Source organism: Thermoplasmata archaeon, from assembly GCA_038851035.1.
Taxonomy (GTDB): domain Archaea; phylum Thermoplasmatota; class DTKX01; order VGTL01; family VGTL01; genus JAWCLH01.
The window spans coordinates 15409-28758 of the sequence record JAWCLH010000021.1; the positions used below are offsets into that span (position 1 = coordinate 15409).

The window sequence follows — 13350 nt, forward strand, 5'->3', positions numbered from 1 at the left end:
ATTGTTGGGATTTGACCAAATTTGGTCGATTTTCAAGAGCTTTCGGGTCATTTTTACGCTGATAATATCTTAATATAAAATTAAGAACTTGATTTAACAGGCATTAATTTATAAAAATGTTATATTCCATAATCTATTTTTAACATTTTATATATTATTTAATTTTTAAATTATTAAGATTGCACTATCATAAATAATTTGCTGTTAATTTTTCCCGAAGATAATAAAAAGGGGCTGTGGTGTCGAGTTTGCGCCTCCTGAACAGAGGGGGCAGGAAAGGGAGAAACATGGAAACTGAGAAAAACGGGGAGAATAGGAGATGGGCAGCTCTTTTTGGGGCCCTTGTGGGCCTGATGCTGCTCGGAATGGGACTGCCCGCTGGAGGTGCCGTGGAGTTGGACTCGAAGGACTACGCCTACGCGGTCATCTTCGCGGTAGACGAGGACGGAGATTACGGGCCGATAAATGAGGGCTGGGCCCTGCACAACTGGCTAATCGACCACGGATGGCTCGATAGCCACATAACCTTCCTAGCGGACCATGACGAGGCCGACGGCCCAGCGACCAAGGAGAACCTGCGGGGCGCGATCGAGTACATCGCCAACCACTCCAGCTCGGAGAGCAAAGTGTTTATTTCTGTGATGGACCATGAATCATGGATAAATGGCCATTGTTATATTCAGACTAAAAATGGTCTAGTCTCAGTCCTAGAGCTACGAGATTGGATTAACGATATCGCAATCTACAAATCGATGACCATTGAGCTCAGTTCCCGCTACTCGGGCGCGTTCATCGAGGACCTCAGCGGCGAAGACAGGCTCATCGTGACCAGCCACACCTACTCGGAGAGCTACACGCCCAACCACTTCCTGCTGTCCGAGAGCCTGAGCGACCCGGCCGCGGACACCAGTGGCGATGGTTTTGTCTCCGTCCAGGAGGCGTTCGCGCATCAAGCCAACAAAATACAGCAGCAGTACCCCGGAACCCAAACGCCGCAAATCGAGGACAGCGCCGGAACCGTCATCCTTGACGTCGCTTAAGGGCTATGTCCCGGAGGAGGTCCTTGACCTCCTCCACTCTCTTGCGGGCCTTGCATTGTTGAAAAAGATGTAGGGCTTCCATTAAGATAGCATTGGCTTTATCCAGTTCCCCGCTGTTTTTTAGAGCCTCACCATAATAAAATAATTTCATTGCTATTTCGTATGGTATTGAATATTTTCTTAATATCGTTAAACTCTTTTCAAAATAAGAAAATGATTTTTCCCAATCTTTCATTCTTGCATAGACTTGTCCAAAATTAGAAAATCCACCCGCAATACTTAATTGATCCCCCGTATCTTCTGCAATTTTCATAGCTTTTTGAATACATCGTAATGCTTTATTAAAATCTCCTTTTATAGAGTAAGGGTCTGAAAGATTCATCAATGAAACAATCATTCCTTTTTTATTTTGCGTTTTTTTCGAAAGGAGATAACATCTTGTCCATGCTTTGATCGCGTTGTCATAATCCTTCAGATCCAAGTACTGAATTCCCAAACTATTATACGCCCTCGCCATTGGATGAATCCACTTCCTCGCCTTGAAGAGCTCGATTGCCCTATAATAATAATCTATCGCCTCCTCATATTTTCCGAGGCAGTTGTACACAAGCCCAAGGTCAATGTAGGTCTCCCCCCTCTCTGCCTCCATGTTCTCCGCCTTGAGGAAGTCCAGGCTCTTTTTCAAGTACGTCAGGGCCTCCTTGAACTCACCCTTCCTCCAGTAGACCTTCCCAATACCGCGGTATATCTCTCCGAGGGTGGGGATGTCGTAGAGCTTCAGGGCGCGCTTCTCGGCTAAAAAGTACTTCTTCAGAGCCCTGTCGTACGCCGCCTGCTCCCTGAGGGCGTGGGCCATCGCCGCCAGAATTCTGCCCTCTTCGGGGGGGTTCCCTTTCACATTGGCGAGCGCTCTATCGAGGTATATCTGGGCCATTCTCCACTCGCCCGAGGCGAGCGCGAGCTCAGACTTGATTTTGCACTCTGCAACAATACCCCGCGACGGTATGTCGACCCTCGCGGCCTCTTTGAGGAGCTCGTTTATCCGGTCGCTGAAGCCGGCCTTGAGCAGAGCCCTAACATGCTGGGCCCCGAGTTCCAGCGCCTCGACAATCCTGTCCGCAGCGGTGAGATGGTCTATAGCAGCCGCTATGTTCCCGTCGTTCTTAATGGAGAGGTGGTAATTGGCTGCGACTTGATGGTATCGCTTCCTGTCCTCGTGCTTCAGGGAGCGGTACACCGTGTCCACGACGATATCGGGGAGAGAGAACACGCCTGGAGGCGCCTCATTCACAAGCCCCGTCCTGACAAGCCTCTCGACTGCCTGAACCGTCGCCTGGGGAATCTGGAGGGCGCTGAACGGCACAGGGATTTTGAAGACGCTCAGGCAGCTCAGGACGGTTCTCTCGTCCTCGGAAAGCTTGGCGATAACCTCGCTCTCGATGAACTTTCTGAAGTCCTTCACTGCGCCGGACAAGCCTGAGCGGATAATCAGCTCGATGAAGAGAGGGTTGCCCCGCGTCAGCTCGTTGACCCTCTTCGCCGGGAGGGAGAAGGCTTTTCCAAGCTGGAGCATCTGCGCAACCTCGCTCTCTTTGAGGCCCCTTAGCTCCATCTCCCTCACGAGCTCCTTCAATAGGATGTCGCGTGGGTCGAAAACCCCGACCAATGGTTCGCGGGAGGTCGCTATGACCTTGACTTGGGTGGCGGCCCGTGGTGCGCGAGAGCCCTCCTGATGCGCAAAACTCAGGAAGAACTTTAACATCGGTCTGAAGTCGATTTGGAGCTTATGCAGGTCGTCAAAAACGAACAGAGCCCTCACACCGCACAGGTCCCTCTTCAGTATTTCAGCGATTTGCTGCATCGTTATCGGATTGAGTTCTGTTCGGAGGACATGCTCCAGTGTTCTATGTCCGCGTCTCGCGAGCAGCTCCGCCACGGGCTCGAGCAGGTTGCGCAGAGTGTCCCACTCCCGGCAGGAATGGAAGGCGACTGAGAGGTCGCCGGTAAGGCCCCTGATGAAGCGCGATACGAGTGAGGTCTTACCTATCGCGGCCGCGCCCGTCAATGAAAAGAGCCGGGCCTTCGGGTCGGCCAGAAACGAGGCGAGCTCCTTGAGTTCGGCCTTCCTCCCGACGAAGTGGGGGATGTCGAGGATGGCGTTTCGGAGGTCTATTATCTCCGGTCTGGCCAACCGTGGAGCCTCCGGCCTAGCCGGCTTCTCCCGGATTGCGTCGGCGCGGAGGCCATGGCGCTCATCCGTCGCCGTGAGCAGGGCGAAGAGGTTCCCCTCCATCCTCAGAGCCTTGCTGAGCTTTCTAAGACTCCTCACGGTAACTGTGCCATCGAGGCTGGTGAACCTAACCTTGCGTCGCAGAATCTCCTTGACCTCGGTCGCGGCAAGCTTCGCCCCGGCCTCGGTGAGAGAATAGGAGAGAGGGCTGCGCCTGAGGCCCGGAATTCTTACGCGTGAGGATGCCACCGAGCCCTCTGCGGTCAGTGAAGTAAGGAGCTTGCTGAGTCTGGGAACGCTGACGCCAAGGGCTTCGGCCATTCCCTTCTGCGTAAAGTCCTCAGGCCTCGCCTTCTTCCCAGCCCACATCTTCGTCTCCCTGAGGCTGTGGAGGTAGAGCAGAACCCGAACTTTTGGAGGGAGCGAGTCCCAAATGCTGGTGGGAAGCATGTCGAGGGCTCAATATGTCTTTCACTAGATAAGGATATTTCCTTAAAAAAGGCCAAAGAGCGGGTAGGGAGAGGCGCACCTCAGGAATCAGATGCGGATGCGGGTCTCGAGGGGCGCCCTCGGGCTCGCCCTCGGTGCGGCGGTCTTGTGATCCAGCATTAGGGCCTTTATTGATTTTTCTGCACGCGCGTCCTGCGGGAGGCGGTTTGTAAGCCCTGTGAGAGCACCTCCGGTGTATAGAACCAAATCCTTTTCCGTTCTAGAAAACCGATACTCCCTGACGAATGATGCAAGCTCGGGGGCTCTCTTGCTTTTCGTGAGGGTGAAATTAATAATAGGTATGATACCGAAGATGACGGAGTGCGCACCCATCTCTTCCACTTTCCTTTTCGCTCTATAAATGGTATTGTAAAATATATAAATCTTTATAAAGGTTTGATTCTCCATTTTTTATCCCTTCTCGGCCCCGACATGGACACTGTTGGCACCGGTTTTCAGAGGCTCAGGCGTCGATTCCGATTTCAGACCACCCTGAGAGGGCGGAGGGTGGGGGGAGGAAGGGATTTGAATCACAGAAGAGCGCTTGCTGGGCTCGGGATCTTCCTAGCCCGCGCCTCTCCTCGGCGCCATTCAAATCCCCCCGACGGCGGACTATGGTGTTTGATAACGCAGAGGGGGAGATTTGAACTCCCGAAGACCTTGAGGGTCCACCAGCTCTCAAGGCTGGCGCCGTTGGCCGCTTGGCTACCTCTGCACGCCGGAGGAATGACGCTCGCTCGTTAAAGCGTTTTGCATCACCGATGATGCCGCCTCTCGCGCATAATCCTGTCAGCCTCAGCATAGCTCTCGGGCGAGCCGATATCGAACCACATCCCGGAGAAAACGAAGCTATAAACGGGCCTCCGGCGGCAGAGCCAGGCCACGAAGTGGCCAGCGGCGTCGCAGGGGTTTCCCTCGTCAATATATGTCTGGAGGAGACGAAGGGCATCCGCATCGAAAACGTAGCAGGCCGTGGAGACGAGGGTTGAGGGTGGCTCCGGGGGCTTCTCTAGAAGGGACAGAATTCTCCCTGCTCGGTCCAAGGAGACCACACCGTAGAGCGACGCTCTCTCGTACGAGCCGATGTCGTAGACCGCCACGACGGACGTCCCGACTCTTCTGTGGTGTTCCACGAGCTCTGAAAGCTCGAGATCGAACAGGTTGTCACCGGCGACCACAAGGGTGCTGTCGCTTGGCTTTTTTTTGGAGAAGAGGTGGGCGAGAGCCCCGACGCTCCCTAGCTTCTCACCCTCCCGCTCAGCATCTTCGACGAAGAGCTCGAAGGCTAGGCCTCCGCACTCCCTCTCCATGAATTCCCTGAAGTTTCTCTCGAACTTCTTGTTGGTGGTGAGGTAGCACCTCCCGAGCCCACCGACTCTCCTGAGCTTCTCAATAGTATAGGAGAGAATTGGCCTTCCTCCGACAGGTAGGAGGGGCTTGGGGGTGTTCTCGGTCAGGGGTAGCAGCCTCCGGGCGAACCCGCCAGCCAGAATCACGCAATTTAGCTCCGTCATCGAGCCTTGATTTCCCTCACTGGATATAATCCCTTTGCGCCGCTCCAGAACGCTCGATATCACCCGAGCCACTTCACCAGCACATGGGCGCTCTCGCCGTCTCTATAATAGTTCGGAATCATGCCCGTTATGGAGAAGCCGAGCCTCTGGTAGAACGCTAGGGCACGGTGGTTGCTCATCCTGACCTCGAGCGTGACGGCATCGGCCGGCAGAGCTTTCGCCGCCTGTATGAAACTGGCAAGGAGGCATGAGCCCAGGCCCCGGCTCCTGTAGTTCGGATGGACCGCGAGCAGAAGGACCCTGACCTGCCTGGGCCCCGATATCATCCCGAGGAGGAAGGCGGCGAGCTCTCCCCGCCTCTCGACGACCTGAAAACCGTCGGGCCAGCTCTGGTATAGATTGAGGTACATCTGCACATCGTACTTTTCCCTGAACACGCTCTCGACAAGCCTGGCGACTTGGGAGAGGTCCTCCAGCCTGAACCTTCGGATGACGAAATCCTCGTTACCGGTACCGCCCTCAGGGCGGTTGTCTGTAAGGCTCATTTAGTAGCCCTGACGCCGGCTGCAGGCGAGCTCTCTCCGGACTTCTCAGGCATTTTCCAGGAGCATTTCTGGTAGAACTTGGGAAGGACGCCCAGTATAGTGTCGCACTCGCTACAGACGATCAGGAAGTATAGGCCCTTGTCCCGAATGGACCCTTCGGTGTCCTTAGCACAGTGGGGGCAGATGCTCTTGGGCTTCTGCATTACCACTCCCGGCTCACTACCCAGACCGGTTTCGTCGTAATTAAGCGTTACGAATGGACTTGAGGGCTGGGAAAAGGGCTGGGGTGGAAGACAGATAAAAATTATTGCATGGATAAGAAATCTTCATATATCCAAGAGGGATTAATGTAGAGAAGTAGAAAATCGGAGGATCGCGGATGAAGAAGAAGAGTTCACTATCGAGAATCGGAGCGATCTACCCAGTTCTTTTGCTAGCTGGGTCGCTGCTTTGCCCATTCGTCCCGGGCGGAGGAGGAATGCGCGGCCCGGGCCTAGATGTCTCTGTCCTCGGCTTCTCCAACATCAAGGATCTTGACGACCCCGGTTTTCAGAAGCCCTACCCCACGGGACAGACCAGCGTGAGGGTGAACGTGAAGAACACCGGGGATACCGCGACCTCGGCATTTGAGGTGAATATCGAGGTGGCGTATAACGATACAAATAGAACAGTCTTCTATGCTGACGCTGAGGGAGCCTCGATGCCGCCCGGCTGGACGGTCCGCGACTTCACCACCGGCAGATGGCATGTCACGAACAGGACCTGCTACTCCGCAACACACTCCGCCGGGTGCATCGGAGAGGGGCAGGCGGCAATTCAGTACGCTTCCAACTGGGAGGAGGCTCTGGAGAGCGCCGTGTCGATTTCCGTGCCGACCGGGAGCCCGGTGCTGAACTTCAGGCACCGCTACGCCACCGCCGTGAGCCAGGACGGGGGCTATATTGAGATAAAGAACGGAACCGGTGAGTGGGAGAGAGAGGGCCCTGAGACCTGGAGCTTCAACACCCCGGGTTACAACACCGTCACCGCCCCCATCAATCCGATATCGAAAGACGTTCCCTGCTTCGGGGGTGACAGCCATGGCTGGCTCTTCACGAGCGCTGACCTTAGTAAGTACGCGGGCTACAGTATCAAGATTCGATTCGTATTCAGCAGCAGCGGGACTTTCATAAGCCCGGATGGTGTCAGCGGCTGGTACATAGACGATGTGGAGGTTACCAACGGCATCGAGACGCCGTTCAAGGACGATTTCGAGTCTGGTCTGGGGAAGTGGACGCCCAGAAACCTAAGGACGCTCGACGGCCCGGGAGGAGGGGTGGGCACTTCCTGGAACGTCTTCACGGACACGAGCCCGCCTTACAATCTCTCAAGCACAAAATGCTTCTCCAATCGGAACCAGACCACAAACCAGTACGCCGATGGGGAGGACTCTGCATTGATATCGCCGCCGATTCAGCTCGCGGGCTTTACCCACGCCCGCCTCTACTTCCAGAGCAAGATGCAGTCTGCGGGCGCGTGCGACGGCGGCTTCGTTGAGCTCCAGAGCGGCGCCGGGGAATGGGTGTACCTCAAGCCCTTCATGATGGAGTATGGGAACACGCTGGACTCCGGATCGCCCTATGGCAACATCGGGGGCTACAGCGGAATGAACCCCGGAGGCAACTGGCTTCGCGCGACGTTTGACCTGACCCCCTACGTGGGCACGACGGTGAAAATCAGGTTCCACTTCTATGCAAAGGAGGGCTCCCAGAGGAGTCAAGGGTGGCACATCGACGAGATCACCGTCGTGGCCTGGAAGCTAGTCAACAAGGACCAGAAGAAAGTTCAGATTCAGCCGATGAGTGTGGGGGCGTCGGACACTGCCTCTGCGGTTTTCGACCTCGCCCAGCCGGGCTATTATGGACTAAGAGCGACAGCCCTGCTCCCCGGCGACACGGTCCCCTCTAACGATATATCCTACCTGCTCATCCGTGTCGAGAATGACTTCTCATTCAGAATGGAGCTCGGGACGAGCATGCCCGTGGAGATTATCCATGGAAGGAAAGGGGAGCTAGGCATAACACTAACCAACACCGGCAATACCGCGAATGAGGTGAACCTCACCATTTCGAATCCACCACAGGCTTGGATGATAAACCTCAGCAAGCCCAACCCGATATTCCTGACCTCTGGTAGCCAGATCAGCGTCCGTATGGATATTTTCGTCCCACTAGCAGAGAAGAGCGGTTCCTACAGCTTCAGGCTCAACGGGACTTCGAACAGAGACCCGACAAGGACGGAGGAGCGGGAGATACTGGTTCACGTGGTCAACCACCCCCCCACCGCCGTGCCGGGCCCGAAGAGAACCACGCGGGTTTACGCACCCGTAATGTTTGACGGCTCAGCCTCCAGCGACCCAGACGGCGACGAGCTCTTCTTCTCATGGGATTTCGGCGACGGAACCACCGCCACTGGGATGAAGGTCAACCACACATACACGCGTGCCGGGAGCTACAACGTCACCCTGAATGTTTCGGATGGGGGCCAGGGCTCGTGGAGCGTTGCCAGCACTGAAGTTGAGGTGAGCGACGACGCCCCAATTCCAATAATCACCATCGACACCTTGCCAAACAACGGCACCTATCAGAAGGGCGAGCCAGTGGTATTCAATGGAACAAGATCCCTCGACGAGAATCCGGGGCTCCTGCAGTTCGATTGGGACTTCGGCGATGGCACAGAGCATGGCACGGGCGCGGTGGTCGAGCATGTGTATATAGAGGGAGGGAAGTACGATGTCATATTGACGGTCACCGACCCCGCCGGCCACAAGGGGACTTCGGACCCCTACCGCGTGGTGATCAACAATCCGCCCAAGGCGGTTATCTCCTCTCCCAAGGACAGGGCCTTTTTCCTCACCACTGATGAGATTCACTTCAGCGCCAACGGCAGCAGCGACCCCGACGGTGACGAGCTGACTTATGAATGGCGCTCCAATCTCATGGGGGCGCTCGGGACCTCCCGCTTCTTTAATATGAAGATAAATGTGACCGGAACACACATCATCCAGCTGATGGTGTACGATGGGAAAGGGAGGTCGAGCTACGGAATCGCTATGGTCACCATCGACGTGAGTGAGAGGACAAACAACCCACCCGAACTGAGCAACGGGAAGGTAGACCCAACCGAGGGCGACGAGCTTATCACGACCTTCCGATACACCGTGACCTACAAGGACGCAGACAACGACATGCCCCTGTACGTCCACCTCATTCTCGACGGCATCAGCTCCTCCCCGCACGTGATGAGGGCGGTTGACCCGCTCGACACCAACTGCTCGGACGGAAAAGAGTATGAGTTCATAGTGATGCCGAACACCCTACTCAAGGGGGCAGTCTATCCTCACAACTACTCCTTCGAGACCGCGGATGGTCATGGCTCGGGCAAGGTCGCGACCGAGACCCGGGAAGGCCCTCTGGTCAAGTGGCTCCGGGACATACGCCAGGACTCGTGGAGGCCGAACGTAGTTCTTGGACACGTTTATCAAGCGGGCCCATTCCGCACTCCCCTCAATGGGGTAAACGTAACGCCGCCGCCAGTGCCGGCGGGAAAGCTGGCGCTGGATCTCTGCTTCGTGATGAACACCACAGCTCCCCCCGAGCTCTGGTACTGGGCCAACCTCACAATCCGCTACTCAACCCTAAATTTCAGCAGAGTAAACGAGAGCACTATAAGAATATACTGGAGCGTCGACGGCGGCGCCTGGACGCCCGTGCCCCTTCAGGGTCTAGAGCTGGAGAGCCAGCAGCTCTGGATGAACGTCTCGAGGGCGAACGTCCGCGTTGCCATCTTCGGCGACCCGATTCCCGTCGCCCGACCCCCATCCCATCGAGAGGAGGGCCCAAGCGCCCTGATGATATATGGTAGCGTCGCCGCCGTCGTGGTCGTCCTTCTGGCTGTCGTAGCGGTGATAGTGATGCGCCACCGCAGACCCGCGGCCCCTCCGGAACCGAGCTATGAGGAGGCCTACGCTCCGGAGAAGGAGAGGGTCGAGGCGCCCGCAAAACCGGCCAGGACCGAGAAGGCCACGCCCGCGCCCCCCGTTGTTCCAGTAACGACCACCGGGGAGCAGGTGAAGATATTCCGCCCCGCGACCGAGCAGGAGGTCAAGGTCTTTAGGCCCGCCGAGGCGGAGGAGGTCAAGGTGTTCAGGCCGGGGGGCGAAGGAGAGACCGAAGTGAAGGTCTTCAGGCCCGGGGGGAAGGAGGAGGAAGAGGAGGCCGGGGAGGGCGAGGCTGGGGAGGAGAAAGGCGAGGAGGGCGGGACGGGTGAACAGGGTGAGCCGGTCCGGGAGGCTGGGGCCGAGGAGCGGGAGGAGCTACGGGACAGCGCTGGAGAGGGCGGCGCTGGTCCGGGCGAGGGCACAGGGACCGAGGAGGACCAGGGGAAGGGAAGGGAGAAAAAGCTCCCCGACGACGAGCTGGACAGAATGCTCGAGGAGCTCAAGTGAGCCCGGCCCTAACTAGCACCTTCCCTCAGACCGGCGTCCTTTTCCTCCGGAGCCCCCCGATTTTCCAGACCCTGAAGGCCACCAAGAGCGCCAGAGAGGCCGCAACCGCTCCGGCCACCCAGAGAATTCCGGGGCCCGAGGCAATCCCACGAGGTCCAGTGAAGGGTACGGTGAAGCAAGTTTCGTAAATGAGGGAGCTCTTATTTCCGAAGAGAGCCCTGGCCTCGAGAGTGTGGTTGCCCTCGGCCAGCCCATTGAGTTCGAGAGACCAGTTGCCGAAGGGGCCGTTCCCTAGGCGCAGGGGTCTCCACGCGCCGCCGTCGATTCTGGCCTCGGCCCTCTCGAGCTCCCCGTATCTATTCCAAGCGAGTCCCCGCGCCCTCGCCACCCGACCTTCGACAGTGACGCTTGTAACGAAGCACTGGAGGCCGGTGTCAACCCTTTCAACGTCACGCGTCCTCTCAGCCATTCTGACTGCCCTATAGGCATCGACTATCCCCCATCCGTACTCCCTGTTCCAGAAGGGGTCGAGGTCTGGGGCAGAGGGCTCCCCCCTCCTCTCTGCGGTGGCCCTGAGAATCTCCCTGGCGACCGCCGGGCTGAGTTCGGGGTTCGCCTCCAGCATCAGGGCGACGATGCCAGCGACGAGCGGTGTGGCGTAGGAGGTGCCGCTCCCCCTAGGCCCGTATCCATTCCCAGAGCCGTCGCCCACTCTGTCGAACTCTGCCTGTGTGATGTCCGTTCCGGGAGCGGCCACGTCGGGCCTGAGCTCGTTGAAAGGGTCACCGTCCCCATTGTCCTTTCTAGGCCCACGCGAGCTGTAGTCCGCGATAACGTCGTCCGAGCGGTCTATGGTGTCTTTGTCGTCGGTGGCGGCGACGCAGATGCCGTTGCTGGCTGCGCTCATACCCCTAAAGCCGTCATTGTCGGGTCCGTCGTTCCCGGCTGCGTGGACCACGATTATCCCGGCCTCAACCAGCCTGTCCACACCAGCGGAGTAGGGGTCGGAACCGTCCGATGAGCCACCGACGTCGATGCCCCACGAGAGGCTCAGGATGTCGATGCCCCTGTACTCATCCCCCCCGGAGGGCCACTGATGGTCTTTGTGCTCGAGAGCCCATTGAATTCCCTTCAGGGAAGCGTCATAGAGCTTGAGCGGGCCCTCGCCGGGGGCATAGCCAATCACAGTACCGATTCTCAGGTCAACGAGCCTCGCCCCGGGGGCCGAGCCCTGGTACCTGCCCTCAGGCGCTCCGGTGCCCATGGCGATTCCCGCGCAGGTTGTTCCATGGCCGTGGGTGTCGTCAGCGTCGTAGGTCCCATCGCGGGGCGTGAGAGGGGTCTCGGGCTTGCTCATGTCCGCCCCCCCGAGCCACTTCCCCGCGAGGCTGGGGTGGTTGTTGTCCACGCCCGTGTCCATGATGCAGATCGTCACCCCTTTCCCTGTGTACCCCAGCTCCCACGCAGTGAACGGACTGTACTCGGCCGACTGTTTTGCCTTTGTGGCTGGGTTGGCGATGTCGGATGCAGGGACGAGTGGGGCGGCGTGGGTCGTCAGGAGGGATATCAGGGTCAGGGGTAACAGGAGCCCAGAGACACGGGGCATCGCTGTGACATCCGCGGGTGGATATTAATGCTTGTTGGTGCCCCTGAGCCCTCTCTCTGAGAGAAAAGCGGCCAGTGCCTCCACAGCCTCCCGCGTGGTGAGGTCGTACCAGTCCTCATAGGCATCGGCGACCGCGAAGGGGCCGCCGCCCCTCACGTCGGGGCAGACGATTCTGTCCGCCTCGGCACCGACCATCCTGACGGACTCCGGCGGGGCGGTCGGGACCGCCACAACGATTTTCGAAGGAGAGCGGGCACGGACGGAGCGGACGGCCGCGAGCATCGTGTATCCAGAGGCAAGGCCGTCGTCGGTCAGGACGACCACCCTGCCCTCCACGGGCGCCTCAACCGGCCCGAACTCCGCTCGCCTGCGTTCCAGCTCCTCCTTCGTCGCCTCCTGCGCCTTCCTGATGTCCGCCTCGCGCAGACCGAGGAGGAAAACCAGTTCGCGATTGAGCACCACCCCGCCCCCCAGACCCATGGCGCCGAAGCCCGCCTCCGTGTTGCCGGGTATCTGAAGCTTTCGAACGAGCTCGATACCGAGTTCCGCGCCAAGGGCGCGCGCGATTTCTATCCCAACCGGCACGCCACCGTTGGGAACCGCCAGAACTGTGCAGGGCTGGCCAGCGAGGTCCTTCAGCGACTCAGCCAGCACCCTCCCAGCGTGGCTCCTGTTGCGGTAGCGGGGCCTCGCTCGCCCTCCATGGAACAGCTCTCTAAAGCTCTCCTCCCGAAGGTTTCTCATCGCTCACTCCTGTGAACACGCGATACCACGGGCCGCTGCTGGTCTCCCCTCCCCGCCCGTCGGCTCGGTCTCACATCCGCCTTCACCTCGAACAGCGCTAGCTCTTCGAAGTCCAGTCTGCGCGAGCGCAGCTTCCTCATCCCGAGGCCCGGCGCCGGGGGCGGCACCGCTCCGGGCCTGAGGGAGAGAACGAGGAGGGCTTGGCCGCCCATCGCGAGGTGCGCTGGAAGCCCCCCAAGAAAGCGCCGCGCCACCTCGAGGCCGTCCGGGCCGCCGCAGACCGAGGCGTCGAGCCACGGATCCCGGGTCAGGTCGCCCTCCTCGGTCGGCAGGTGGGGCGGGTTGAAGAGCACGAGGTCGAACCGCCCACTTATCCCATCGAAAAGATTCGTCATCACGACCTCCACCCTCGCACCGACGCCATTCTTTTTCGCATTCTTTCTCGCGAGTCTCGCAGCGTGAGGATTGATGTCCGTGCAGACCACCTCCGCCCCCCGGAGGGCGCAGAGAATTCCCGCAAGGCCCGCGCCCGTTCCGAGCTCGAGAACCTTTCTCCCTCTTAGCTCCATTCTCCCAAGGCCGGAGGCGAGGAGAAGGCTGTCCTCAGAGGGCGGGTAGACCCTGTCGTCGCCACACAGCACAACCCTTTGGCCGCCGACTGTGTACGCCACCCCCACCGGAGCCTTTTTCATCCCC

At 58.4% G+C, this 13350-nt stretch carries 10 protein-coding genes and 1 tRNA gene; 2 read left to right on the forward strand and 9 right to left on the reverse strand.

What is annotated here, in order from left to right:
- Window positions 1-287 precede the first annotated feature (287 nt).
- Entirely contained in the window at window positions 288-1040 is a 753-nt protein-coding gene (locus QW379_07490; protein MEM2870243.1) for a hypothetical protein, read from the forward strand.
- On the opposite strand, the gene QW379_07495 is transcribed toward QW379_07490, so the two are convergent.
- The 6 genes from QW379_07495 to QW379_07520 form a co-directional block, all read right to left on the reverse strand.
- A complete protein-coding gene (locus QW379_07495) occupies window positions 1021-3720 on the reverse strand; it encodes a tetratricopeptide repeat protein (protein MEM2870244.1) in 2700 nt (899 codons plus the stop codon). The genes QW379_07490 and QW379_07495 overlap by 20 nt on opposite strands.
- Window positions 3721-3807: 87 nt before the next feature.
- Entirely contained in the window at window positions 3808-4092 is a 285-nt protein-coding gene (locus QW379_07500) for a hypothetical protein (GenBank protein ID MEM2870245.1), read from the reverse strand.
- Window positions 4093-4387: 295 nt separating this feature from the next.
- A tRNA-Ser gene (locus tag QW379_07505) sits at window positions 4388-4474 on the reverse strand.
- A gap of 40 nt (window positions 4475-4514) precedes the next feature.
- A complete protein-coding gene (locus QW379_07510; GenBank protein ID MEM2870246.1) occupies window positions 4515-5273 on the reverse strand; it encodes a nucleotidyltransferase family protein in 759 nt (252 codons plus the stop codon).
- Between the two features lie 59 nt (window positions 5274-5332).
- Entirely contained in the window at window positions 5333-5818 is a 486-nt protein-coding gene (locus tag QW379_07515; protein MEM2870247.1) for an N-acetyltransferase, read from the reverse strand.
- Entirely contained in the window at window positions 5815-6021 is a 207-nt protein-coding gene (locus tag QW379_07520; protein MEM2870248.1) for a hypothetical protein, read from the reverse strand. The genes QW379_07515 and QW379_07520 overlap by 4 nt, the downstream gene beginning before the upstream one ends.
- Window positions 6022-6197: 176 nt before the next feature.
- Here QW379_07520 and QW379_07525 point away from each other — a divergent pair, with 176 nt between their 5' ends.
- On the forward strand, window positions 6198-10304 hold the full coding sequence (locus QW379_07525; protein MEM2870249.1) for a PKD domain-containing protein: 4107 nt from the start codon (window positions 6198-6200) through the stop codon (window positions 10302-10304).
- 25 nt (window positions 10305-10329) lie between these two features.
- Here QW379_07525 and QW379_07530 read toward each other — a convergent pair whose 3' ends face one another.
- The 3 genes from QW379_07530 to QW379_07540 are packed head-to-tail and all read right to left on the reverse strand — an operon-like array spanning window position 10330 to window position 13346.
- Window positions 10330-11910 (reverse strand): S8 family serine peptidase, encoded by a 1581-nt coding sequence (locus QW379_07530; GenBank protein MEM2870250.1) that lies wholly within the window; start codon window positions 11908-11910, stop codon window positions 10330-10332.
- Between the two features lie 24 nt (window positions 11911-11934).
- Window positions 11935-12654 (reverse strand): phosphoribosyltransferase family protein, encoded by a 720-nt coding sequence (locus QW379_07535; protein ID MEM2870251.1) that lies wholly within the window; start codon window positions 12652-12654, stop codon window positions 11935-11937.
- The gene (locus QW379_07540) at window positions 12651-13346 is read right to left on the reverse strand and encodes a methyltransferase (protein ID MEM2870252.1); all 696 of its coding nucleotides are present in this window, start codon (window positions 13344-13346) and stop codon (window positions 12651-12653) included. Before QW379_07540 ends, QW379_07535 begins: the two co-directional genes overlap by 4 nt.
- Window positions 13347-13350 lie beyond the last annotated feature (4 nt).

What these genes read in the sequence shown, in the direction of transcription:
- QW379_07540 (MEM2870252.1), bottom strand. Translation starts at nt 13,346, where the DNA reads ATGAAAAAGGCTCCGGTGGGGGTGGCGTACACAGTCGGCGGCCAAAGG.
- QW379_07490 (MEM2870243.1), top strand. Translation starts at nt 288, where the DNA reads ATGGAAACTGAGAAAAACGGGGAGAATAGGAGATGGGCAGCTCTTTTT.
- QW379_07510 (MEM2870246.1), bottom strand. Translation starts at nt 5,273, where the DNA reads ATGACGGAGCTAAATTGCGTGATTCTGGCTGGCGGGTTCGCCCGGAGG.
- QW379_07495 (MEM2870244.1), bottom strand. Translation starts at nt 3,720, where the DNA reads ATGCTTCCCACCAGCATTTGGGACTCGCTCCCTCCAAAAGTTCGGGTT.
- QW379_07530 (MEM2870250.1), bottom strand. Translation starts at nt 11,910, where the DNA reads ATGCCCCGTGTCTCTGGGCTCCTGTTACCCCTGACCCTGATATCCCTC.
- QW379_07535 (MEM2870251.1), bottom strand. Translation starts at nt 12,654, where the DNA reads ATGAGAAACCTTCGGGAGGAGAGCTTTAGAGAGCTGTTCCATGGAGGG.
- QW379_07525 (MEM2870249.1), top strand. Translation starts at nt 6,198, where the DNA reads ATGAAGAAGAAGAGTTCACTATCGAGAATCGGAGCGATCTACCCAGTT.
- QW379_07500 (MEM2870245.1), bottom strand. Translation starts at nt 4,092, where the DNA reads ATGGGTGCGCACTCCGTCATCTTCGGTATCATACCTATTATTAATTTC.
- QW379_07515 (MEM2870247.1), bottom strand. Translation starts at nt 5,818, where the DNA reads ATGAGCCTTACAGACAACCGCCCTGAGGGCGGTACCGGTAACGAGGAT.
- QW379_07520 (MEM2870248.1), bottom strand. Translation starts at nt 6,021, where the DNA reads ATGCAGAAGCCCAAGAGCATCTGCCCCCACTGTGCTAAGGACACCGAA.